The organism is Burkholderia sp. ZZQ-2, assembly GCF_050768715.1.
GTDB classification, from domain to species: Bacteria; Pseudomonadota; Gammaproteobacteria; order Burkholderiales; family Burkholderiaceae; genus Burkholderia; species Burkholderia cepacia.
In genome coordinates this window covers 1-22,903 of record NZ_LDVA01000313.1, presented here as the reverse complement: position 1 = coordinate 22,903, position 22,903 = coordinate 1, and the positions used below count along the sequence as shown (strand labels likewise).

The following is a 22,903-nucleotide window of genomic DNA, read 5'->3' as shown; positions in this document are numbered from 1 at the left end:
TCCGCCGTTGAGATGAAATTTGAACGAGACACTGGACGCGCGAATGGAACCGGTTCCATAATCTCGTGCCCGAACGCTGTCTCGCGTGAACAGATAAAAATCTTCGCATGCGGCGCGTGCAATACCTCGTCCAGCCGGCAATGGTCGTTTGCCGATGCGCTCGGACAGGTAACGCAGCGCCGCGGGGGACGTATTCGGGTCGTTTCGGCCCGGTGCGGCTCCCGACGCGGAATATTCGGAAGAAAGAAAACATGCGAGCAACGACTCGCGAAAAAGACGAAAACGACATGGCCCCACACAAAAATGAATCGCGCATTTATGCGCGCGCCGGCATGACCCGTAGAGCGGTGCTGAAAATGATGGCGGCGGCGCTGACGCAAGTCGGATTGCTCACCGCCGCACCCGGACATGCATTCGCGCAGCAGCCGTCGCTCGACACCCGGACCTTTCTCGCGCTGTCGAAAGCGCTCACCGGCCACGCGAATCTCGACCCGACGACGGCTGCTCGCCTCGTCGACGCATTCCGTCGCACGGACCCCGGCTTTGCCACGCGTGCAACCGCGCTGGCGCAACGCGTCCGCGCCGGCCAGACACCCGCGCAACTGCTGGCCGATGCCGACGGCGCAGGCCTGCACGACACGGCGCTCGCGATCGTCGCCGCGTGGTACACGGGCACCGTCGGCCACGGCCAGAAGGCCGTGATGGTCGCCTATGCCGATGCGCTGATGTACGACACCGTCCACGACGGCATGAGCGCACCGACCTATTGTTCGAACGGCCCGCTATGGTGGACCGCCGAACCGCCACCGGCCGATGTCGCGCCGCCCCGCAAAACGGTTGCGTCAGCAACTACCCAGCACCCGCAAACGCACGCCTGAACCTCATGAGAACTCCTGTATTTGAATCGAACGGCGACGTATCGGCCGATGTCGTGATCGTGGGGTCCGGCGTGGTTGGCGGCCTGATCGCCGACCAGTTGGTCAGCCAGGGGCATTCGGTGCTGGTCATCGAATCCGGCCTGCGCATCGAGCGTGGTCAGGCGGTCGAGAACTGGCGCAACATGCCCTTCGACAATCGCGTGGGCTCCGACTTCCAGGGCCTCTACCCGCAGGCGCCGAATGCGCCCGCCCCGCTGTATTTTCCGAAGAACAACTACGTCGGCCTGAGCGGACGGGATGGCCAGAGTTTCCAGCAGGGCTATCTGCGCACCGTCGGCGGCACGACGTGGCACTGGGCCGCGTCGAGCTGGCGGCACCTACCGGTCGATTTCCGGATGAAGTCGACTTACGGTGTCGGCCGCGACTGGCCGATCTCCTATGACGACCTCGAGCCGTACTATTGCCGCGCGGAAGAGGAAATGGGCGTCGCCGGGCCGAGCGATCCGGCGATGCAGTCGCCGTCGCAGCGCAGCCGCCCGTATCCGATGGACATGGTGCCGTGGGGCCATGGCGACCGGCGCTTCGCCGAAATCGTCAATGCGCATGGCTACCGGTCGATCCCGATTCCGCAGGCACGCAGCACGCGGCCTTGGCACGGCCGTCCGGTCTGCTGCGGCAACAACAATTGCCAGCCGATCTGCCCGATCGGCGCGATGTACAGCGGTATCCACCACATCGAGCGCGCGGAGCGCAAGGGTGCGAAAGTGCTCGCCGAATCGGTCGTCTACAAGATCGACACCGATGCGAACAATCGCGTGACGGCCGTGCACTGGTACGACGCGTCGCACAAGTCGCACAAGGCCAGCGGCAAGATGTTCGTGCTCGCGTGCAACGGCATCGAGACGCCGCGCCTGCTGCTGCTGGCCGCGAACGAACGCAATCCGCACGGCATCGCGAACGGCTCGGACCAGGTCGGGCGCAACATGATGGATCACTCGGGCTTCCACTGCACGTTCCTCGCGAACGAGCCGATGTGGCTCGGCCGTGGCCCCGCGCAGAGCAGCTGTATCGTCGGCCCGCGCGACGGCGATTTCCGCGGGCAGTATTCGGCGAACAAGATGATCCTGAACAACATCTCGCGCGTCGGGCCGGCCACGCAGCAGGCGCTGAAGCTCGGCCTGGTCGGCAAGGCGCTCGACGAGGAAATCCGGCGCCGCGCGATCTACGGCGTCGACCTGTCGATCAGCCTCGAACCGCTGCCGGACCCGAACAACCGCCTGACGCTCAGCAAGACACGCTTCGATCCGCTCGGCCTCGCGTGCCCCGACATCCACTACGACGTCGGCGACTATGTGCGGCGCGGCTACGACGCGGCATGCAAGCAGCTCACGCATATCGGCAGCCTGTTCGACGCGGTCGAGTTCAACATCACGAAGACGCTGAACGCGAACAATCACATCATGGGCGGCACCATCATGGGCTCCGATCCGAAGAATTCGGTCGTCGACGGCGACTGCCGCACGCACGATCACGCGAACCTGTGGTTGCCGGGCGGCGGCGCGATGCCGTCGGCGTCCGTCGTCAATACGACGCTGTCGATGGCGGCCCTCGGCCTGAAGGCTGCGGATTCGATTTCCGCGAGCCTCGCGAAGGGTTGATTCGATGACACACACGATCCAACGACAACTTCGCACGCTGCGCGGCGCCGGCTACCGCGCGGCCATCGCACTCGCGCTGTTCGGCAGCGTCGGCAGCACGCCCGCGTTCGCGCAGGAAACAGCGACCGGCGCGGCGTCGACGTCGGCCGACGCCGCGCTGATCGAAAAAGGCCATCAACTCGCGATCGCGGCGGACTGCATGGCGTGCCATACGGCGCTCGACGGCGGCAAGCCGTTCGCGGGCGGGTACGGTATCGCGTCGCCGATGGGGCAGATCTATTCGAGCAACATCACGCCGTCGAAAACGGCCGGCATCGGCAACTACACCGAGGTGCAGTTCGCTCGCGCGCTGCGCGGAGGCGTACGCGCGGACGGCGCGCGCCTGTATCCGGCCATGCCGTATACGTCGTACAGCGGCCTCAGCGACAACGACGTGCACGCGCTCTACAGCTACTTCATGCACGCCGTGAAGCCGGTCGACGAGCCCGCACCCACGACGAACCTGCCGTTCCCGTTCGGCATGCGCGTCGCGATGACGGGCTGGAACATGCTGTTCCTGTCGGACAAGCGTTTCGAAGCCGATCCGGCGCACGACGCACAGTGGAATCGCGGCGCGTACCTGACCAATGTGCTCGCGCACTGCAGTGCGTGCCATACGCCGCGCAATGCGCTGATGGCCGAAGACTTCAGCCGCAACCTGGGCGGTGCACAGCTCGGCGCGTGGTATGCGCCGAACATCACGTCGGATCCGGTAAGCGGCATCGGCGCATGGACCGACGACGAGCTGGTGTCGTACCTGAAGACCGGCCGCGCACCCGGCAAGAACCAGGCGGCCGGACCGATGGCGGAGGCCGTGCAGAACAGCCTGCAGTATCTGTCGGACGCGGACCTGAAATCGATCGTCACGTATCTGCGCAGCACGAAGCCGATCCGCGACGAGCACGAGTCCGAACCGGCATTCGCGCACGGCCGCGCGGTCAGCAGCGAAGCGACGTTGCGCGGCACGACCGCGTTGAATGCGAACGGTACGCTGACGACGGGTGAAGCGCTGTTCAGCGGTTACTGCGCGAGCTGTCACCAGGCCAACGGCAAGGGCAGCCCGAGTCAGGCCTATCCGTCGCTGTCGAACAATACCGCCACGGGCTCGCGCAATCCGTCGAACCTGATCGCGGCGATCCTGTACGGTGTCGATCGCGACGCGGGCGGCCAGCACGTGCTGATGCCGTCGTTCGGTGAGGATTCCTACGTCCAGCCGCTGAAGGACGATCAGGTCGCCGCGATCGCGAACTACGTGCTCGCGCAGTACGGCAACGCGAACGTGACCGTGACGCCCGACGACGTGGCCGTCGCGCGCAGCGGCGGCCCGGTTCCGCTGCTCGTGCGGGCCCGGCCGCTGATGCTCGCGGCGCCGGCGGTTGTCGTGCTGCTCGGTGTCTTCGCATTCGTGCTCCGCCGACGGCGGGCACGTCGTACGGTACGCTCGGCGATGACGTCCGGTGAGGTCGGATGATTGAGGATGTCAGCCATGCCGTTGGCGGACTGGCGGTCTTCTGACTTTCGGAAGAGACGTTGGTCGTTCAGCCAACGGACATGGATGCAGGCGAGGCGCTCGCGCGAAGTACGGCGCTCGCGTTCTCGCCGCCATCCGATACATGCAGGCAATATCTGCCGATGCACGATGCGCCACGCGTGTGGATTCAGGTTGTGGACCGCGGTGAGTGCTTGCCGGAACCACGTCGCCTCACATGCCATCGCCGCAAGACGTGCATGCATATCGATCGTTGCCACGCAGATCCCTAAAAGGAGGGGGTCGACGGGTTTATTTTGATCCCACTCCCGCAGGATTCTCCATGAAGTGCGCGTCCGCATTGAATCCGCCGCCGATACCGGATGCACACCGTCTGCCGGTCAACGCAGCCGCAGCCGCCACCGATAACCTGCGGGACCGTCTCGCTCCCCATCGAGCACTCACTTCCCTTCGCTGAACGCACGCGAGACGTTCAGCAAATCCGCGCCCTTGACCGCCAAGGCGCGCCCCACCCAGACACGGCGCTGGCCATCTGCCTGCAAGGACCACCGACCGGTTCTTCCATGCATGGGAAACGAATCGGCGTTACAGCCAGACCGAGTCCGGCGTGTTCATCAGCCCGGCCAGCTTGGTGAGCACGAAACGCATATGGTCCTGCGTCGATGCCATCACAGCGACGCGAATCCACTGACGCCCCTGTTCATCGCGGTTGACCGAAAAGGTGTCGCCGCCGGAAATCATCAACTGATGGCTTCGTGCCAGCACGGCAAAGTGTTCTCCGCTCGACCAGCGTGACGGCAATTTGAGCCAGATGTGGAACGAGGTCGGCTGAGCCTTGTACTCAAATTGCCCGAGCAATTCGCGCACCATGATTTGCCGCGCGCGCGCTTCCTGACACTGGTTGTGGGCCATTTCCGCGGCTTGCCCGCTCGTGATCAGATGCGTCGCGATCTGTGCTGCAAGGGGTGACACCATCCAGACGCTCGTTCGCACGCTTGCGGTCATGCGCGCCAGCCACTCCGGCGGGCAATGCATGTAGCCGAGGCGTATGGTCGACGCAACGGACTTCGACAGGCTCGTCAAATAGATCGTGCGCTCGGGGGCGAAGGTAGCGAGTGGGGGAACCGGCGTGGGCGCCAGAAAACCGTACAGGTCGTCGTCGAGCAGGAGAAAATCAAAATCGCGCGCGATCTGTGCGATCTCGCGTCGCCGGTTTTCCGGCATCACCGCCGTGGTCGGGTTCTGGCAGGTAGCGATGCAGATCACCAGAGCGGGACGTTCCTCGCGGCAGATCTCGCGCAGGCTATCCGGCTCCATGCCCTCCTGATCCTGACGTACGCCGCGAATGCGGCGGCCCAGACTCAGCACGACCGAGGCCACGCCCGGGTAACAGAGCGACTCGCAGCACACGAGGTCGCCGGGTTTCGTGAGCGCATTGACCGCCACCCAGAGCCCGTGTTGAGCACCGGCCGTGAGGAGAACCTGTTCGGTTCGGGCGGGAAAACCGGAGTGCTGCATCCACATTGCCCCCGCCTGTCGGTGCAGGGGATGACCGCCATCGGGCGTGTAATCGAGCATGTCCGGCAACGAGCTCGATTGCGCAAGTTCTCCAAGCGCCGCGCGGATATACGGCTCCTGAAGCAGAAGGTTGGGTTTGACGATCGACAGATCGATGATTCCGCCGGAGGAATCCTGGACGGGCGGCACCGACTGGACACGGCTCGCAGCGGGCGTTTCGCGACGTAGCACGAAGGTCCCGCGCCCGACTTCGCCCTCGACGAGGCCTCGCCGTTGCGCGAGTTCGTACGCACGATTGACGGTGCCAGGCGTCACGCCGATCTGCGCGGCGAGTTCCTTCAGCGTCGGCAACCGGGCGCCCGCGGTCAGGCGGCCCGCGTGGATGTCGCTCTCGAGCGCCGCTGCAATCCTTTCATAGATCGCCCCGGCATATTCCTTCAGGTCCGGTGCCCACATGGGGACGACTCTCCTTGAATCGGTGCAATGAATGTAAGGTAGCAGTGTAATCGAATCATCATTCGTTGTCGAATCAACGGATCCAGTGCCTTGTTCCTCGGGCACTCCCCGCCCGCGCACCGGATATCGCATCGAAATGGTTGACTGATTGAGTCGACTTAATCGAGTGACTTTTAGATGCAATTAAATCGATGTATATTAAGTCGATCGATTCGACAAAGAGGATAGGATGTTCGACACGGAAAAGGATGCCCTGCAGCACGTCGATCCCGCGATCTGGGACGTGATTTGCCGGGAGAATCAAAGGCAGGAAGACCACATTGAACTCATTGCATCGGAGAATTACACCTCTCCTGCGGTGCTAACCGCTGTGGGTTCGCAACTCACCAACAAGTACGCCGAGGGCTATCCCGGCAAGCGCTACTACGGTGGCTGCGAAGTCATCGATGAAGCGGAGCGGCTCGCCATCGACCGTCTGAAGGCCCTGTTCGGCGCAGAGGCAGCCAATGTGCAGCCGCATTCGGGCTCCCAGGCCAATCAGGCCGTCTTCTTCGCGGCGCTTGAGCCCGGCGACACGATTCTGGGCATGAGTCTGGCCGAAGGCGGTCACCTCACGCACGGCATGCCGCTGAACATCAGCGGCAAGTGGTTCAAGGTGGCCAGCTACGGGTTGAACGAAGCGGGCGAGATCGACTACGACGCGATGGAACGTCAGGCGCGCGAGATCAAACCGCGTCTGATCATCGCGGGCGCGTCCGCCTACTCTTTGCGCATCGACTTCGAGCGCTTCGGACGCGTGGCACGCGAGGTCGGCGCGCTGTTCATGGTCGACATGGCTCACTATTCCGGCCTGATCGCGGGCGGCGTGTACCCGAATCCGGTGCCGCACGCCGACTTCGTCACGACCACCACGCACAAAGGGCTGCGCGGGCCGCGCGGCGGCGTCATCCTGATGAAGGAAGAACACGAGAAGCGCATCAACTCGGCGATCTTCCCCGGCATTCAGGGCGGCCCGCTTGTTCACGTGATCGCGGCGAAAGCCGTCGCGTTCAAATTGGCCGCCACCGATGAATTCAAGGCGTATCAGCGCCGTGTGCTGGAAAACGCGCAGGCCATGGCGGAGGTGTTTCAGTCGCGTGGGCTGAGCATCGTTTCCGGGCGCACCGAAAGCCACATGATGCTGATCGATCTTCGCTCGCTCGAGCTGTCGGGCCGCGATGCCGAGCAGGCGCTGGGCGAAGTCTGCATCACCTGCAACAAGAATGCGGTGCCCAACGACCCGCGCAAGCCGGCCGTGACGAGCGGTATCCGCGTCGGCACGCCGGCCATCACGACGCGGGGCTTTGGCCTCGACGAATCGCGGCTGGTCGCCACCCTGGTCGCGGACATCGTGCTTGCGCCCCATGACGCCGACGTGCGCGCGAGCACGCTGGAACAGGTCCGTGCGCTGTGCAAGCGCTTCCCCGTCTACAACTGAGGTCATCGTGATTCGCACACTGAGTCAATGGCGTGCTGACGCCTCTCTTTCCGCGCTCGTGGCGGGCTTTCTGGCCGTCCTGATCTCCTACGCAGGCCCGCTCGTGATCGTGTTTCAGGCCGCAAATCAGGCGCATCTTTCGACCGAGGTCACGTCGTCGTGGATCTGGGCAGTGTCGATCGGCAGCGGAATTTCCGGGCTGGTCCTGAGCTGGAAACTGCGCACGCCGATCATCACGGCGTGGTCCACTCCGGGGGCCGCGCTGCTCGTCGGCATGTTGCCGGGCGTACCGTTGCCGCAGGCCATCGGCGCGTATCTGCTGAGCGCAGCCATTGTGACGCTGGTGGGCGTGTCCGGAGTATTCGACCGCTTTATCGAGCGCATTCCCAAGGGCATTGCCGCCGCGATGCTGGCCGGGATTCTTCTGCACTTCGGCATGCAGGTGTTTGCTTCCATCAGCGCCAGTCCGCTGCTGGTGTTCTCCATGCTTCTCACCTTTCTGGCGATGAAGCGGGTCTGGCCGCGCTATGCGATCGCCACCGTGATGGTGGTCGGGATCGTCATCGCCATCGCGTCGGGCACCACGCATCTTTCACAATTGCGCCTTGCACCCGTTGCCCCCGTCTTCATCGCTCCGGCCTGGAACTGGCACGTGTTGCTGGGCTTGGGCGTGCCCCTGGCCCTGGTCACGCTCACGGGCCAATACGTGCCGGGCATGGCCGTGCTGCGCACGTCGGGCTATCGGGTTGCGGCGAGCGGCATTATCGGCACGACCGGCATTTTGTCACTGCTGCTGGCGCCGTTTGGCTCGCATGGCGTGAACCTCGCGGCCATCACGGCGGCAATCTGCACGGGCAAGGAGGCGCACGAGGATCCCGATCGCCGTTACATCGCTGGTATCGCCAGCGGCCTGATCTATATCGGCATCGGCGTATTCGGCGGAACCCTGGCACTACTGTTCCGCGCGTTGCCCGCGGAACTGATCGCGGCGCTTGCGGGGCTGGCTTTGATCGGTGCGATCACGACTGGCGTGATCGGCGTGGCACAGGACGACAAGCATCGTGATGCCAGCATCATCACGTTCCTCGTCACGGCGTCGGGCATGAGCTTTCTTGGCCTGGGTTCGGCGTTCTGGGGGCTCGCCATCGGCGCGCTTGCCTATGCCATCCTGCATCGAAGCTGGCGACTGCGCGACGGCAAGGCGCCGGCCATGAACAAGATTTGATCGAGACAGAAGACGGAAAAGGCATCATGCAAAAGCATCAATTTGATTTTGTGGTCGTCGGGGGAGGCATTGCCGGCGTTGCCGTGGGCGCAGAACTGGTCAAGCGTGGCACGGTCCTCATCCTGGAACGGGAAACCAGCCTTGCTTACCATACGACGGGGCGCTCCGCCGCCATCTCCATGGAAAGCTATGGCAACGAGGTGATTCGCCATCTGACCTGCGCATCGCGCGGTTTCTACGAGAACCCGCCGCACGCGTTGACCGATGATGCGCTGTGCTCACCCCGCGGGGCGCTGATCGTGGGAGACGAGGCGAACTGGGGCAAATTGCAGGCGCGCTATCAATCGATCCTGCACCAGGTGCCGAACGCGCAATGGCTCGATCGGGTCGAGATCGCGCAGATGGTGCCGTTTCTCGCGGAAAAATGGCTCGGCGGCATCTACGAACCCGATGCGTTCGATCTGGACGTGCACGCCATTCACACGGCATTTCTGCGCGGAGTGCGCAAGGCCGGCGGCGAAGTGCGCACAGCGACGGAACTACGTCGCGCGCACCGGGCGGATGGCGTCTGGCACATCGAAACGACGGATGACGCGCGCATCGAGGCACATACGATCGTCAATGCCGCAGGCGCATGGGCCGACGACGTGGCACTGGCATGCGGTGTCGCGCCGCTGGCGATCCAGCCGCTGCTGCGCACGGTGGTGGTCGTGGATCCGGAACAGGATGTGAGCCGTTGCCCTTACATCGGCACGGTGGATGAACAGATCTTCGTCAAGCCCGATGTGGGCCGTCTGATGATCTCGCCTTGCGATGAAGCGCCGAGCGCCCCCTGTGATGCAATGCCCGACGAACTGGGTGTCGCGATCACAATGGACCGGCTGGAGCATGCCACGACGCTACGCCCCAAGCGTGTCCTCAATCGCTGGGCGGGGCTGCGCGTGTTTGCTCCGGATCGCTCGCCGGTCGTCGGCCCCGACCCCACCGTCGCGGGATTCATCTGGGCCGCAGCGCTGGGCGGCTATGGCATTCAGACCGCGCCGGCCATGGCGCGCTTCTGTGCTGCGCTGGCAAGCGGAGAAACCATCCCCGGCGATCTGGCGGGTCTGGACGCAGCCGACACCTCGCCGGCCCGACTGCTCGGTGCGGATGCACGAATCGTTGTACCGGTCGCAAACCTGAATTAATCGTTGAACGTCGTACTCTGTAAATTGCAATCAGTCAAATACTAAGGTTAACTAAATGAACGGCCATTCCGAAAACAATATTCAGACCAATAACGAAATCATCCTGACCGACAAGGCACCCGCCCCGCTGGGGACTTATTCCCAAGGCGTGCGCGTTGGCAATACGGTCTATCTTGCGGCCCAGACGCCGGTTGTGCCGGAAACGAACGAAGTCGCAGAAGGCGGTTTCGAAGGGCAGCTTCACCAGACCTTCAGGAATCTTCGCGCAATGGCGCAAGCTTGCGACTGCACACTCGCGAATGTTGTGCAGGTCACGGTGTACATCACGGATATTTCGAAATTCGGGACGATGAACTCGATCATGGCCGAATACTTCCCTCAGCCTTACCCGGCCCGTACGACAGTTGGCGCGGCGAGCCTTGCACGCGGCACGATGGTGGCCATCGACGCCATCCTGGCCCTACCCGACTGAGCCCCCTTGGCAGAGCATCGCTAACGAAAGCCGATGGCGGCGCCACCGGCTTTGACACGTTTCGGACAGGCGTAAAAACGGGGATGACAATGAGTTTTGGATTTTCGACGGCGCTGAGATGTTTGAATTGCGATGCCGAGTACCCGCTGGAAAGCGTTGGCTACTTTTGCCCGCAGTGCAAGCTGGACGGCGCGCTCGATGTCGAATACGACTATGGCGCTGCGGCGCCGGTGTTTGCGAAAGCGCTGGGCGAAAAGACCCGCGCATTCGATATGTGGCGCTACCGCACTCTGTTGCCGGCGGGTTTGGAGCATGCCCCGAAGCCACATACCGGGGGTACGCCGTTCTATCAGTTGCCGATGCGCGGCGACGGCCTGGTCTTCATCAAGGACGACAGCCGTAATCCCAGCGGGTCGCTGAAGGACCGTGCAAGTGCGTTGGCCGTGGCGCTCGCGCGTCACCAGGGCGTGGGCACCATCGCTGCGGCGAGCACAGGCAACGCGGCGGCTGCACTGGCCTGTATGACCGCGGGCAGCGATCTGCGTTGCGTGATCTTCGCCCCGACCAGCACTGCACGCGAAAAACTCGTGCAAATCAGGGCGTATGGTGCAGACGTCGTGCAGGTCAGCGGCGGCTATGACGAAGCGTTCGCCGCGTGCCTCGAAGCGTGCGAGAAGCACGGTTGGTACAACCGGAGCACGGGCATCAATTCGTATATGACCGAGGGCAAGAAGACCGTCGCATTCGAAATTTTCGAGCAACTGGGCTGGGCCGTGCCTGACCGCATCTTTGTCCCCGTGGGCAACGGTTGTATCGTGGGCGCGGTCTACAAGGGCTTCGAGGAACTCCGGCGCATGGGGCTGACCGGGCACATGCCACAGATCATGGGTGCGCAGGCCGAAGGCAGCGACTACATGTATCGCGCCTGGGTACAAGGCGAGGGACCGCATCATGCGGAACGCAAAATGGCGAAGACCTCGGCCAGCAGCATCAGCGTGGTGTTGCCGCGTGACCGGATCAAGGCCTTTCGCGCCATCGAGGCGACAGGCGGCCAGTTCGTCCGCGTGAGCGACGCCGAAATCTTCCAGCGGCAAATCGAGTTGGCGCGCGAGTCGGGTGTATTCGCAGAGCCGGGCGCGGTCGCGGCTTACGCTGCGGCGCAAAAGTTTGGCTCCGCGCAACGAGACGAAACCACCGTCATTTTGATTACGGGCAGCGGGCTGAAAGATGTAGGCGGCCTGCTCAGCAGCGGAGTGCTCGATCACGCACGATTGAGCGAAGCTGCCTGACGCGTGTGTGACCCGTTATGGTATGAGTCTGGGTACGCGGGCGTGTGCCAGCCCGCGTGATCACGTCGAGAAACCGGTCGGTTCAGATGCGTAAGTCGAGACCGGATCTCTCAGTCAGCGTCAGATCAGGTCTGAGATTGCTTCGCTCTCGTCAAGGGCCCTGATCGACCCGTCTCGGTCGTACGACGCCGGTGCCCGTCGACGGCCGCTTTCGAAGTACAGAAGCCGTCCGACGGAAGGATCACGGAAAGCAGACTAAACGGCTTGTTGTTGGCGTAGGAACTCCAGCACCATCCGGTTGAATCGCTCTGCGTGCTCCCATTGCGCCCAGTGCCCGCAGCGCCCGAACACATGCAGATCGGCGTTCGGCATACCCCAAACGAGCCGCAGGCCGACGTCCATCGGCACGAAACGGTCGTCGCGCCCCCAGATCACGAGCGCGGGCGACTTGATCTCGTTCAACCGGTAACCATAGTCCGGAAACTGCTTCGGATTGGCCGCCAGACTCTTCACGAAGTTCTCGAGATGATCGCGCCGCGCCAGCATATTGTCGAGCCGCGTCTGCATCAGTTCTTCGGTCATCGTGCTCGCATCGTAGACGAACACGTTGAGCATCTTCTTCAGGTTCTCGAGCGTTGGGTTGCGATACAGCCCTTGCAGCAGCTTGATGCCTTCGGTCGGCATCGGCACAAACTGGCTCGGCCCCCCCGTGCCGCCGCCCATCAGCACCAGCTTGCCGACGCGCTCCGGATACGACAGCGCGAATGCCACCGCGCTATGCCCGCCCATCGAGTTGCCGACGAGATGCGCGCGCTCGATGCCGAGCGTATCCAGCACGCCCTTCAGCACGCGCGCGTTGAGGTCTGAGCGCGAGCCGGTGCAGATGATCGAATCGCTCTTGCCCCAGCCGGGACAGTCGACGAGGATCACGCGATAACCCGCGTTCGCGAACGCGTCCACATTGCGATGGAAGTTTGCCCAGCCGCTCGCGCCCGGACCAGAGCCGTGCAGCAGAACGAGCGTTTCCTTGCCCGCGCCGGTGTCGTTGTAGTGCACGCGCAGTTCCGTGCCGCCTTCCACCACGTTCACGTACTTGCTGGTCGCAGCTTCGCTATGAGTCACAGTGTCAGTCATGTCGAGATCCTTCGTCAGATCGATTCGGTTCCAAGTGTGTGCGAGCCGTTGGCCGACTCGCGCGGAAATTTCCCGACCACCGCGAGCGCGCCGAGCGCAGCGATCACGATGAGCGGAATGCTGGAGATCACGAGCATCGACGCGCTCTGGCCGAGCGCAAACAGTTGCCCGGCGATCAGCGGGCCTACCATCGAGCCGACGCGGCCGACGGCCACCGCCGCGCCGACGCCCGTGCCTCGAACCCGCGTCGGATACGTTGCTCCGGCGAGCGCGTACAGCACTGACTGCGTGCCGACGAGAAACAGGCCCGCCAGCAGGCCCCCCAATGCCATCGACGTGCTGCCGTTCGCGCTGGCGAGCGCAAGCAACGCAGTCGCGATGCCCGTATACATGCCGACCACGACCACCCGCTTGCCGATGCGATCCATCAGGCCGGCGATCACGATCGCACCGACGCCGCCGCCGATGTTGAACATCATCTGCACGATGCTTGCCTGTACCGGCGTGAGGCCGCGCGAGAGCACCATCGACGGCAACCAGTTCATCAAGAAGTACAGCACGATCAGCGTCCCCAAATAGCTGATCCACAACGCGATGGTCGTAACCGCACGCCCGTCACTGAAGAGCGCGCGCGCGATGCCGTCCTTCGACTCATGGGTCGCACCCCGGCCAGCCGCGACGAAGTGCGTCGACTCCTTGATGAAAAGCGCCAGCAGCGGCAAGGTCAGCAGCGGCCCGATCCCGCCGACATAGAAGATATGCCGCCAGGCCTCGACGCTCGGGCTGACGATGCCGATTACCGCTGCGAGCGCCGCTCCGAAAGGCATGCCGCAGTACATCGCGCCGACCGCCGTGCTGCGTTGTCCGGGCGCTGCCGCCTCCGCACACAGCGCGATCAGGTTCGGCATCGCAGCGCCGAGACCGAGGCCCGTGAGAAAGCGCGCGACGAGCAGGCTTTGCAGATCCCACACCTGGGTCGTTGCAATCGAAAATATCCCGAACAGCGCGACCGACATCATCAGCACGCGCTTGCTGCCGATGCGATCCGCGAGCCTGCCGCCAATCGCCGCGCCCGGCAGCAGGCCGAGCGCGCCGATGCCGAATGCCCAGCCGAGCTGCGCGACAGCGAGATGAAACTCGCGTGCCATGCGCGGTGCGGCGATGCCGGTGGATTGCAGATCGAGCCCTTCGAGGAGTGCGACTGCGAAGCACAGGCCGATGGTGATGGCGCCGCCGGCGCGCGGGGGGGAAGCCGTTGACGTTTTCATTGATGTCTCCAGGTTGAACGATGCAGCGCTCTTCATGGCGCGTGGCATACCGAATGGTTCAGGCGCGCACTTCACGCTTCTTCAGATCGAGCGCGACGTCGACGATCATGTCTTCCTGGCCGCCCACCATGCGTCGCTTGCCAAGCTCGACGAGAATGTCGACGGCTTTCAAGCCGTACTTCTTCGCCGCGATTTCGGCATGCCGCAGGAAGCTCGAATACACGCCCGCATAACCAAGCGCGAGCGTTTCGCGGTCCACCCGCACCGGCCGGTCCTGCAACGGGCGCACGATATCGTCGGCCGCATCGAGCAGGCGATAGAGATCGGTGCCGTGATGCCAGCCAAGGCGCTCGGCCGCCGCGATGAACACTTCGAGCGGGGCATTGCCCGCGCCCGCCCCCATGCCCGCCAGACTCGCATCGATGCGGTCGCAGCCCTCCTCGACCGCAACGATCGAGTTGGCCACGCCGAGGCTCAGGTTGTGATGGGCATGCATGCCCGTGTGAGTCTCGGGGCGAAGCACGGCCTTGAGCGCCCTGAAGCGCGCACGGATGTCGTTCATGTTCATCGCGCCGCCGGAATCGACCACGTACACGCAGGTCGCGCCGTAGCTTTCCATCTTCCTCGCCTCGATAGCGAGGTGGTCAGGCGTGGTCATGTGGCTCATCATCAGAAAGCCGACGGTGTCCATGCCGAGGCTGCGCGCATACTCGATGTGCTGCTTCGAAATGTCCGCTTCCGTGCAATGGGTCGCGACACGTACGACACGCGCGCCCGCGTCGTACGCGGCCTTCAGGTCGTGAATCGTGCCGATGCCGGGCAGCAGCAGTGTCGCGATTTGCGCGTGCTTCACCACATCGGCGACCGCCTCGATCCATTCCAGATCACTGTGCGCGCCGAAGCCGTAGTTGAAGCTCGAACCCTGCAGGCCGTCACCGTGTGCGACCTCGATGCTGTCGACCTTCGCCTCGTCCAGCGCGCGGGCAATGTCCTGCACGTTCTGAATCGAATACTGATGACGGATCGCGTGCATGCCGTCGCGCAGCGTCACATCGGAGATATAGAGTTTCTTGTCCATGATCGAGTGCTCCCTGCTTCAGGCGTTCACAACCGACGCCGCCATGCGTTCGGCCGTTGCCAGCGCGGCGGAAGTCATGATGTCGAGATTGCCCGCGTAGGCCGGCAGATAATGGGCCGCGCCTTCCACTTCGATGAAGATCGAGGTCTTCAGTCCGCTGAAACGGCCGAGTCCGGGAATATGCAGCGGCGCAGCGGCGGGGATGTCGTCGAACTGCACGGATTGCTTCAGGCGATAGCCGGGTACGTAGGCCTGGACCGCAGCGGCCATCCGGCTGACGGACGCTTCGATCTGCGCCCGGTCTGCCGCTTCGGACAGCACATAGACCGTATCGCGCATCATGAGCGGGGGCTCGGCCGGGTTGAGCACGATGATCGCCTTGCCCTTGCCGGCGCCGCCGACCGCTTCGATCGCCTTCGACGTCGTCTCCGTGAATTCGTCGATGTTGGCGCGCGTGCCGGGCCCTGCCGACTTGCTGCTGATCGATGCAACGATCTCCGCGTAATGCACCTTTGCGACCCGCGACACGGCGGCGACCATCGGGATCGTCGCCTGTCCGCCGCACGTGACCATGTTCACGTTCGGTGCATCGAGATGCGCGTCGAGGTTCACCACCGGCACACAATACGGGCCGATGGCAGCTGGCGTCAGGTCGATCACGCGAATGCCGGGCTTGAGCGCGCGCAGGAACGCGTCGTTCTTCACATGCGCGCCGGCGGACGTCGCGTCGAACACGAAGTCGATCTCGTCGAATACGGGCAGGCGCGCCAGCCCTTCCACGCCTTCATGCGTCGTCGCCACGCCGAGCCTCGCGGCGCGCGCGAGGCCGTCCGAGGCCGGATCAATGCCGACCATCGCCGCGACGTCGAGATGCTTGCCGCGACGCATGATCTTGATCATCAGGTCGGTGCCGATGTTGCCGGATCCGATGATCGCGGCTTTGCACCTGGTGTTGTCTGTTGCCATGGAAATGTCTCCGTCCGTCATTCGCTGAAACTGGCGCGCACACCGCCGAGCCCTTCGATGTGTGCCGTATAAGTGCCGGCCGCCTTCACCACGACCATCGGGCCAAGCGCGCCCGTCAGCACGATGTCACCCGCGCGCAGCGGCGTGCCGAGTCGAACCATCCGGTCCGCGAGCCACACAGCCGCATTCAGTGGATTGCCGAGGCACACACTTCCATTGCCGCGTGAAAGCACTTCGCCGTCCTGCGTGAGCGTCATCGCGCAAGCGGTCAGATCGATATCGCGCAGCAGGACCGGGCGGCTGCCGAGCACGAACAACGCGCTCGACGCGTTGTCCGCGACGGTGTCGAAAAACCGGATATCCCAGTCGCGGATGCGACTGTCGACGACCTCGATCGCGGCGACCGCATACGCGGTCGCCGAGATCAGATCCGCGAAGGTGTGCTTTTCGGCGGTCAGGTCGCGTTCGAGCACGAGTGCGATCTCCGCTTCGACCTTCGGCTGAATCAACGAGGCGAGCGGCATCGGCTGGCTGTCGCCGTAAGCCATCGACGCGAACAACGCGCCGAAGTCGGGCTGATCGACGCCGAGTTGCTTCTGCACCGCGGGCGAAGTCAGGCCGATCTTCCTGCCGACGACGCGCTCGCCGTTCGCTGCGCGCAAGTCGTTGTTGATCTGCTGGATCGCGTAAGCGAGTGTCGCGTCGCCTTCGGGACACGTCTCGCGCAGTGGCGCGATTGTCCGACGCAAGGACTGCGCCTCACGCAGGCGCGCGGCCATCGAAAGAATGTTGCTGTCATCCGACATGGTTCTATCTCCTGGAAAGAGTCCGTTCTCGCGCGTGCATCGCGCCGAAGCCCGCGATCCATTCCGGAATCGCGCGGTAGTAATCGATCGATGCCTCGTAACGACCGCTCGCCGCAAGCGCGCCGAATGCGGCGACCCACGTGCGGATTTCGTGTGCGGACTTGCCTGCCTCACGCGTGATTGCTTCGTTCGTGAAGCCATCGGCGGCGGTGAGTTCACCGCGTTCGAGCAGTTCGAGAAATGTGTGGTCCCATGCGGGATTGAGCGGATGCAGCCGGCTGTCACCCGCCGCGAATGCCTTGGCCGCCGCGACGGTACGCAACTGCCGCGCATCGCGCGACTCCGGTGACGGGTTGCGTCCCGCGATCAACCGTTCCGCGACGACATCGTCCGCGCCCGATATTTCCGGCACCGGCGGCTCATGCGAAATGCCGCCCGAGCCGATCAGCAACACGCGCTTCGGCATGCGCGCGACGGCACGGCCAATCGCATCGCCGAGCAGCCGGGCGCGGCGGCACGACGCCATCGGCGGCGCGACCGAGTTGATGAACACGGGCACCACTGGATAGCGGTCGATGCCACCGGTGAGTACCTCGAGCGCCTGCGCGCAACCGTGATCGACCCGCATGCGATACGACACGGCGACGTCGATATCGCTCGCGAGTGTGGCATCAGCGAGCGCGAGCGCCACATCGCGCGCGACGGGCAACGGGCCGGCCGCGCTGCCGAAATCGCCGATGGCCGTCGCGCTCACGCCGATGCAGAACTGCGGCATCACGTCGTAGAAAAATCCGTTGTAGTGGTCAGGCGCGAACACGATTACCAGCTCCGGATCGAACGCATCGACCCGCTCGCGCGCCGCGCGCTGCACCAGTTCGACTTCCGCGACGACTTCCGGACTGGGGTCGAAATACCCGTGCAAGGGCGTGTGCGACATGCATTCGAGATGGATCGGCATCTCAGGCCCCTACCAGGTCGGCGGCGTGCGCGAACGTCGCGCCGTTGGCCGTCGCGCCCGTTGCCATCACAAGCGACAGCCGTTGCGCAAGCTGCGACACACAACCCGATACACATTGCGGCGAGCACATGCCGGCCACGAAGCGGTCGGGCCGCAACAGCACGACCGATTCGGGCATGCGCGCGAACCAGTCGCGCAAGCGCGAGTCGACATCGCCAAAGGCGATCACGTCGTCAGGCACGTCATCGTGGAAGGCGAGCTGCGGGTCGGGCTTCGCGATCACGAAGCACCCCCCAAGCGCGTTCCAGATACGGCGCGCCTCGGGCGTCAGGCCGAAAGTCGGGTCCGTGCCCCACCCCACGATCGCGAAACGGTTGCCGATCGCATCGTCGAGCCGGACGATGCTGCCATCCACCAGACGCACGCGTGGCTGGATGAACATGCGGCCCACAGGAGTGCCCGCCTGCGCATCGCGGCCGTGCACCATCCGCCCGATCAGCGATTCACGTTTCTCGCTCATCAAACCGACCAGCCTGCCGAACGCGCCGTGTCCGCGCTTCGCGATCATGCGCGCGAGCAGCCCTTCGGACCGCGCACGTCGCGCCAGAAGCACGACGCCCTCTTCATAGCGCGGCATCGGCTTGAAGCGCATTTCGACGAAGTAACGCTTCAGGGAAGGCAGCATGTCGAAACAGCGCACGAACGCGTCGCGCACTTTCGATCCGAAGAAGCTCGTCGGCGCGAAGATATCGCCCGCGACTTCCGAGAGGTGGATCATCGAACGCGCGTGGGCGCGCCGCTCCATCGTGTAGGTATCGAGCAGCGCGTCGTGCGCCGTGCCTTTCACGACCATCGCGAGCTTCCAGCCGAGATTGCTCGCGTCGCGAATGCCGCTGTTGTAACCCTGCCCCTGCCACACCGGCATGATGTGCGCGGCGTCGCCCGCGAGCAGGATGCGTTTGACGCGGAACGTGCTCGCGAGCCGCGCGTTGTGCGTATAGACCCGTCGGCGAATGTAGTCGACCTTGTCAGGATCGTCGACAACCCCGCGCACCAACGCCGCCATGTTCTCCGGCTTCGACAGTTCCTCCTCCGTCTCGCCCGGCATCACCATGAACTCGAAGCGCCGGATGCCGTGCGGCAGCGCCGCCGAAACGTAGGGACGCCGCGCGTCGCAATGCAGATAGACATGCGGAGAGCCGATCGGGTCGTTGCGCACGTCGATCACGATCCATTGATTCGGCTTCGTGCGGCCTTCGAATGGCACGTCGAGCGTGCGGCGCACAAAGCTGTTGCCGCCGTCCGCGCCGACCATGTATGCGGCGCGGATCGTTGTCTTTGCACCGTGCGCGTCTGTCGCCTCTATGGTCACGCCGCACTCGTCCTGCGCGAAGCTGTCGACGCTGTGGCCAAGCAGCGTCGACACATACTCGAAACGCTCGAGACCGCGGTACAGAATCTGATCGGCGAGCGGCTGGATGAAAGCGTTGCGACGCGGCCAGCCGAACTCGTCGGTGCGCGGCTCGATCGACGCGAAGCATTTCCCCTTCAGCGTGAAGCGCATCCAGTGATTCGGTGTGGTATGCGGCAGCAGAGTGTCGACAAGACCGACCGACTGGAATACGCGCAGTGCTTCGTCGTCGAGGCCGATGGCGCGCGGATAGTCGATGATCTGCGCGAGCTTCTCGATCACGACGACGCGCACGCCCTGCAGGCCGAGAATGTTCGCGATCATCAGGCCGACCGGGCCCGCGCCGATGATGGCGACATCTGCGTCGATCGAACGATGTGTCGTTTCGTGAGGATGAGTGCGGCCGTTGCCGGCCGCCGGTTCAAAGGCGGGGCGCATGCGTGTCTCCTGACTGGGCTTGTCCGATGTGCTGAACCGACGAAGCGCCTGGCTCTCGATCGTTCAGCTTATGAACGCAGTTTATGGATGGCGGAAAACCCCCTCAACAAAATCTCCGGAATGTGCATAGAATGCACATGATTGATTTCAATGGAATTTTTCCGTGACAACCTATACGAACGTGCGCGGACTGGCGCGCGGCCTCCAGGTACTGCGGGCTCTGAATGCGATGGAAGACGGACGCGCAACGAGTCAGCAGATCGCCGATCTGACTGGCCTGCATCGCACTACGGTGCGCCGCCTGCTCGAAACGTTGATGGAGGAAGGGTTCGTACGCCGCAGCACATCGGACGACAGCTTCCGCCTGACGCTCGCCGTGCGTTCGTTGAGCGAGGGCTTCACCGATACCGAGCGTATCGCGACCGTTGCGCCGCCGATCATGGGCCAGCTCCTGCAGCGCGTTGCATGGCCATCCGATCTGACCACGCCCGATGGCGATGCGATGATCATCCGCGAGACGACGCATCGCTTCAGCCGGCTGTCGTTTCATCGCGCGATGGTCGGGCGGCGTTTGCCGATCTTGCTGACGGCTGCGGGCCGCGCCTATTTCGCGATGTGCCCCGACGAGGAGCGCGAGGACATTCTGGAACTGCTGCGCTCCGGCGCGGGCGGCGAAGAGCAACAGGCGTTCGCGAGAAACGATGCGCTCGTGCGCAAGCTGATCCGGCGTGTGCGAGAGGATGGTTTCGGCTCGAATCACGGCGACTGGACCGCGCAGGCGAAAATCGGTGCGGTGGCGGTCGCGATCAGCGCGGACGAACGCGTGATCGCCAGTCTCAATGTCGTCTTCCTGTCGCGCGCGGTCAGTCTCGAAGATGCCACTCGCCGCTATGTGCCCGAGCTGCAAAAAGCAGCACTGGATATTGCCGAAGCACTGAGGCAGGAACCAGCAACTCGTCCCCGTGCATCAACGTAGGCACCTGGACCGGCCGAATGTCGTGAAGCGGAGCCGAACGGTCACGCGGATGACTATGTGCCGACCGCGCCGGACGGCCGAGAATGGCTGAACTGAGTCGGACGATCTGACGCTGACTGACAGATCAGGTCTCGATTTACGCAAAGAGTTGCGGTTCGAACACAGCGTGTTCACCCGTCACGAGATTGGTCCGCCGTCGGTACGACAAGTTCGGCGCCAGTTTCGCCCACCGGATCATGCCCAACCGGCACTGCCCCGGCCACAACCTGGCGCCTCGGGGAAATCTTCGTGACGTTGCGCGGCGCCCCCTATTGGATGCGGCGCGCCGTCGACGAACACTGTGTCCTGCTTCGGAAGCGGTGTGACAAGGCCGCGGCCCAATGCTTCTTCGAGCGAGTGCTTCGCACCGGACAAGATCGTCACCGATCCGGAGCTCGCAAGAACGAGCATGTTTTCGTCAGAACGGCTGCGCACATGAACAACGGTGCCGAGAACAGTCATCAGCCAAAGCGCGAACTCAAGCGACGCGTGCGCGGCTTTCGACTGCCGGAGCGGACGCAGGCATTCCTACCGTGCTTCGCTCCGATTCGCCAACACTTCGCGTTCAGTCGTCATTTGCCGCGTGCTTCACGCCACCGCAAGCAACTTCGCGACGCGATTCGAAACCCGGCGCCTTTTCACCGGTATTACCCCGAATCCGTGCGGCGACGCCTGCATGACAGCTTCAACAGTGTGGCGTTGTCCAGCCAACGCCAACGTGGCAAAGCTCATCGCCCTCCCCCCGCCGAACCAAAAACAAAGCCGGCCCCAAGCCGGCTTCGTCATGCCCTTCAAGCAACAACACGCCCCCGTCACTTCATGCAAGCCGAAGCGAGCTTCCCCACCGCAATCACCGCCTGCTCGATCTCCGGCGACCAAGGGCTGCTGTAGTTCAGCCGGATGAAGTTCCGGTAGTTGTCCGTGATCGAGAACATGTAGCCGGGCCCGATCGTGATGCCCTGCTCCAGCGCGAGCTGGTACAGCCGCATCGCATCGACCTGCGCGGGCAACTCGACCCACAGCACGTACCCCCCCGCCGGACTCGAGATGCGCGTGCCCTCCGGGAAAAACCGCGACACCATCGCCCGCATCAGGTTCGCCTGCTGCGCATACGCCTTGCGCAGGCGCCGCAGGTGATGCTCGTAACCGTCGCGTTCGAGAAACTCCGCGATCGCGAGCTGCGGCAACGACGGCGTCGCAAGCGTGTTCAGGAATTTCAGCTTCTCGACCTGATCGCGATAACGGCCCGGCAGCGCCCAGCCGATCCGGTACGCGGCCGTCAGGCTCTTCGAGAACGACGAGCAATGCAGCACGATCCCGTTGCGGTCATACGACTTCAACGAACTCGGATGTGCATCGCCGAAATACAGTTCGTTATACACACCGTTCTCGATCAGCGGCATTCCGGCCTTCGTCGCGAACTCGACCAGTTCGCGCTTGCGTTCGTCGGGCATCTGGAAGCCGAGCGGGTTCTGGAAGTTCGGCATCACCATGCACGCGGCGATCGGCTGCGACTTCGCGATCGCGGCCAGCGCCGCGATGTCGATCCCGTATTCCGGATGCGTCGCCACCTCGATCGCCTTCATCCCCATCCGCTCGATCGCGTGCAGCATCGCGTAGAACGTCGGTGACTCCACCGCGATCGTGTCGCCCGGCTTCGCCACCGCCTGCAGGCACAGGTTGATCGCCTCCGTCGCGCCCACCGTCACGATGATCTCGTTCGGGTCCACCGACATCCCGTTTTCCAGGTAGCGCCGTGCGATCTGACGGATCAGCCGCGGATGCCCGGGCGGCAATCCGTCCGTCACGCCCCACAGCGACTTGTCGCGGCCGGCCGCGTACGCATAGCGGTTCAGCTTCTCGAACGGGAACAGGCTCGGATCCGGGTACGGCGAGCCGAGCGGCACTGCGTCGTCGGTGCCGATCGAGCGCAGCGTCGACAGCACGAGCCGGCTCACGTCGACCGACGACGAGATCGCGATCGGCTTCGACGGCCGCAGCTCGCGCACCGGCGCATGGCCGTCGTCGCGCCGCAGGTTCACGAAATAGCCGGACTGCGGGCGGCTTTCGAGCAGCCCGCGGCTTTCCAGCAGCAGATACGCGTGCAGCACGGTCGTGATGCTGATCCGGTGCTGCTGGCT

At 63.9% G+C, this 22,903-nt stretch carries 19 protein-coding genes; 9 read left to right on the top strand and 10 right to left on the bottom strand.

Translation table 11 applies throughout. The features are described 5' to 3' along the window. The first annotated feature begins 116 nt into the window (after nt 1–116). From ABY44_RS28395 to ABY44_RS28385, 3 genes are read left to right on the top strand one after another with little or no spacing between them, the layout of a single operon-like run. The gene (locus ABY44_RS28395; RefSeq protein WP_230948910.1) at nt 117–878 is read left to right on the top strand and encodes a sorbitol dehydrogenase family protein; all 762 of its coding nucleotides are present in this window, start codon (nt 117–119) and stop codon (nt 876–878) included. Nucleotides 879–883: 5 nt separating this feature from the next. Beyond that, the gene (locus ABY44_RS28390; protein ID WP_059696029.1) at nt 884–2,536 is read left to right on the top strand and encodes a GMC family oxidoreductase; all 1,653 of its coding nucleotides are present in this window, start codon (nt 884–886) and stop codon (nt 2,534–2,536) included. A gap of 4 nt (nt 2,537–2,540) precedes the next feature. Next, nucleotides 2,541–4,046 (top strand): cytochrome c, encoded by a 1,506-nt coding sequence (locus tag ABY44_RS28385; protein WP_081072830.1) that lies wholly within the window; start codon nt 2,541–2,543, stop codon nt 4,044–4,046. A gap of 603 nt (nt 4,047–4,649) precedes the next feature. Here ABY44_RS28385 and ABY44_RS28380 read toward each other — a convergent pair. Beyond that, nucleotides 4,650–6,038 (bottom strand): PLP-dependent aminotransferase family protein, encoded by a 1,389-nt coding sequence (locus ABY44_RS28380; RefSeq protein WP_060173237.1) that lies wholly within the window; start codon nt 6,036–6,038, stop codon nt 4,650–4,652. Between the two features lie 229 nt (nt 6,039–6,267). Here ABY44_RS28380 and glyA point away from each other — a divergent pair, with 229 nt between their 5' ends. From glyA to thrC, 5 genes are all read left to right on the top strand, one after another. Beyond that, nucleotides 6,268–7,515, top strand: coding sequence for a serine hydroxymethyltransferase (gene glyA / locus ABY44_RS28375; RefSeq protein ID WP_059688566.1), 1,248 nt, complete (start codon nt 6,268–6,270; stop codon nt 7,513–7,515). Nucleotides 7,516–7,522: 7 nt separating this feature from the next. After that, nucleotides 7,523–8,740, top strand: coding sequence for a benzoate/H(+) symporter BenE family transporter (locus ABY44_RS28370; RefSeq protein ID WP_226113600.1), 1,218 nt, complete (start codon nt 7,523–7,525; stop codon nt 8,738–8,740). A 26-nt stretch (nt 8,741–8,766) separates the two neighbouring features. Further along, on the top strand, nt 8,767–9,927 hold the full coding sequence (locus ABY44_RS28365; protein WP_060173238.1) for an NAD(P)/FAD-dependent oxidoreductase: 1,161 nt from the start codon (nt 8,767–8,769) through the stop codon (nt 9,925–9,927). A 55-nt stretch (nt 9,928–9,982) separates the two neighbouring features. Next, a complete protein-coding gene (locus ABY44_RS28360) occupies nt 9,983–10,399 on the top strand; it encodes a Rid family detoxifying hydrolase (protein ID WP_059696019.1) in 417 nt (138 codons plus the stop codon). A gap of 89 nt (nt 10,400–10,488) precedes the next feature. Then, the gene (thrC, locus tag ABY44_RS28355; protein ID WP_174392194.1) at nt 10,489–11,688 is read left to right on the top strand and encodes a threonine synthase; all 1,200 of its coding nucleotides are present in this window, start codon (nt 10,489–10,491) and stop codon (nt 11,686–11,688) included. A gap of 255 nt (nt 11,689–11,943) precedes the next feature. On the opposite strand, the gene ABY44_RS28350 is transcribed toward thrC, so the two are convergent. Genes ABY44_RS28350 through ABY44_RS28320 form a run of 7 tightly spaced genes read right to left on the bottom strand, consistent with a single transcriptional unit; the run spans nt 11,944 to nt 19,747 of the window. Next, nucleotides 11,944–12,822 (bottom strand): alpha/beta fold hydrolase, encoded by an 879-nt coding sequence (locus ABY44_RS28350; protein WP_060173239.1) that lies wholly within the window; start codon nt 12,820–12,822, stop codon nt 11,944–11,946. Nucleotides 12,823–12,836: 14 nt separating this feature from the next. After that, the gene (gene mhpT / locus ABY44_RS28345) at nt 12,837–14,090 is read right to left on the bottom strand and encodes a 3-(3-hydroxy-phenyl)propionate transporter MhpT (RefSeq protein WP_060173240.1); all 1,254 of its coding nucleotides are present in this window, start codon (nt 14,088–14,090) and stop codon (nt 12,837–12,839) included. 58 nt (nt 14,091–14,148) lie between these two features. Continuing rightward, nucleotides 14,149–15,171, bottom strand: a complete 1,023-nt coding sequence (gene dmpG / locus ABY44_RS28340; protein ID WP_321110121.1) for a 4-hydroxy-2-oxovalerate aldolase — start codon at nt 15,169–15,171, stop codon at nt 14,149–14,151. 15 nt (nt 15,172–15,186) lie between these two features. Beyond that, a complete protein-coding gene (locus ABY44_RS28335; RefSeq protein WP_060173241.1) occupies nt 15,187–16,134 on the bottom strand; it encodes an acetaldehyde dehydrogenase (acetylating) in 948 nt (315 codons plus the stop codon). Between the two features lie 17 nt (nt 16,135–16,151). Continuing rightward, nucleotides 16,152–16,940 carry a 2-keto-4-pentenoate hydratase gene (mhpD, locus tag ABY44_RS28330; protein ID WP_431642835.1) on the bottom strand — a complete coding sequence of 263 codons (789 nt, stop codon included), beginning with the start codon at nt 16,938–16,940 and terminating at the stop codon, nt 16,152–16,154. A gap of 4 nt (nt 16,941–16,944) precedes the next feature. Continuing rightward, nucleotides 16,945–17,898: a 3-carboxyethylcatechol 2,3-dioxygenase gene (locus tag ABY44_RS28325; protein WP_060173242.1), complete on the bottom strand. Its 954-nt coding sequence runs from the start codon at nt 17,896–17,898 to the stop codon at nt 16,945–16,947. A 1-nt stretch (nt 17,899) separates the two neighbouring features. Continuing rightward, nucleotides 17,900–19,747, bottom strand: coding sequence for a bifunctional 3-(3-hydroxy-phenyl)propionate/3-hydroxycinnamic acid hydroxylase (locus ABY44_RS28320; RefSeq protein WP_060173243.1), 1,848 nt, complete (start codon nt 19,745–19,747; stop codon nt 17,900–17,902). A gap of 163 nt (nt 19,748–19,910) precedes the next feature. Here ABY44_RS28320 and ABY44_RS28315 point away from each other — a divergent pair, with 163 nt between their 5' ends. Beyond that, nucleotides 19,911–20,723 (top strand): DNA-binding transcriptional regulator, encoded by an 813-nt coding sequence (locus tag ABY44_RS28315; protein ID WP_060173244.1) that lies wholly within the window; start codon nt 19,911–19,913, stop codon nt 20,721–20,723. Between the two features lie 234 nt (nt 20,724–20,957). Here ABY44_RS28315 and ABY44_RS28310 read toward each other — a convergent pair whose 3' ends face one another. Then, on the bottom strand, nt 20,958–21,224 hold the full coding sequence (locus ABY44_RS28310; protein WP_155637942.1) for a hypothetical protein: 267 nt from the start codon (nt 21,222–21,224) through the stop codon (nt 20,958–20,960). Nucleotides 21,225–21,574: 350 nt separating this feature from the next. Next, nucleotides 21,575–22,903: PLP-dependent aminotransferase family protein (locus ABY44_RS28305; protein ID WP_431642832.1), on the bottom strand; the 1,329-nt coding region annotated here is incomplete at its 5' end.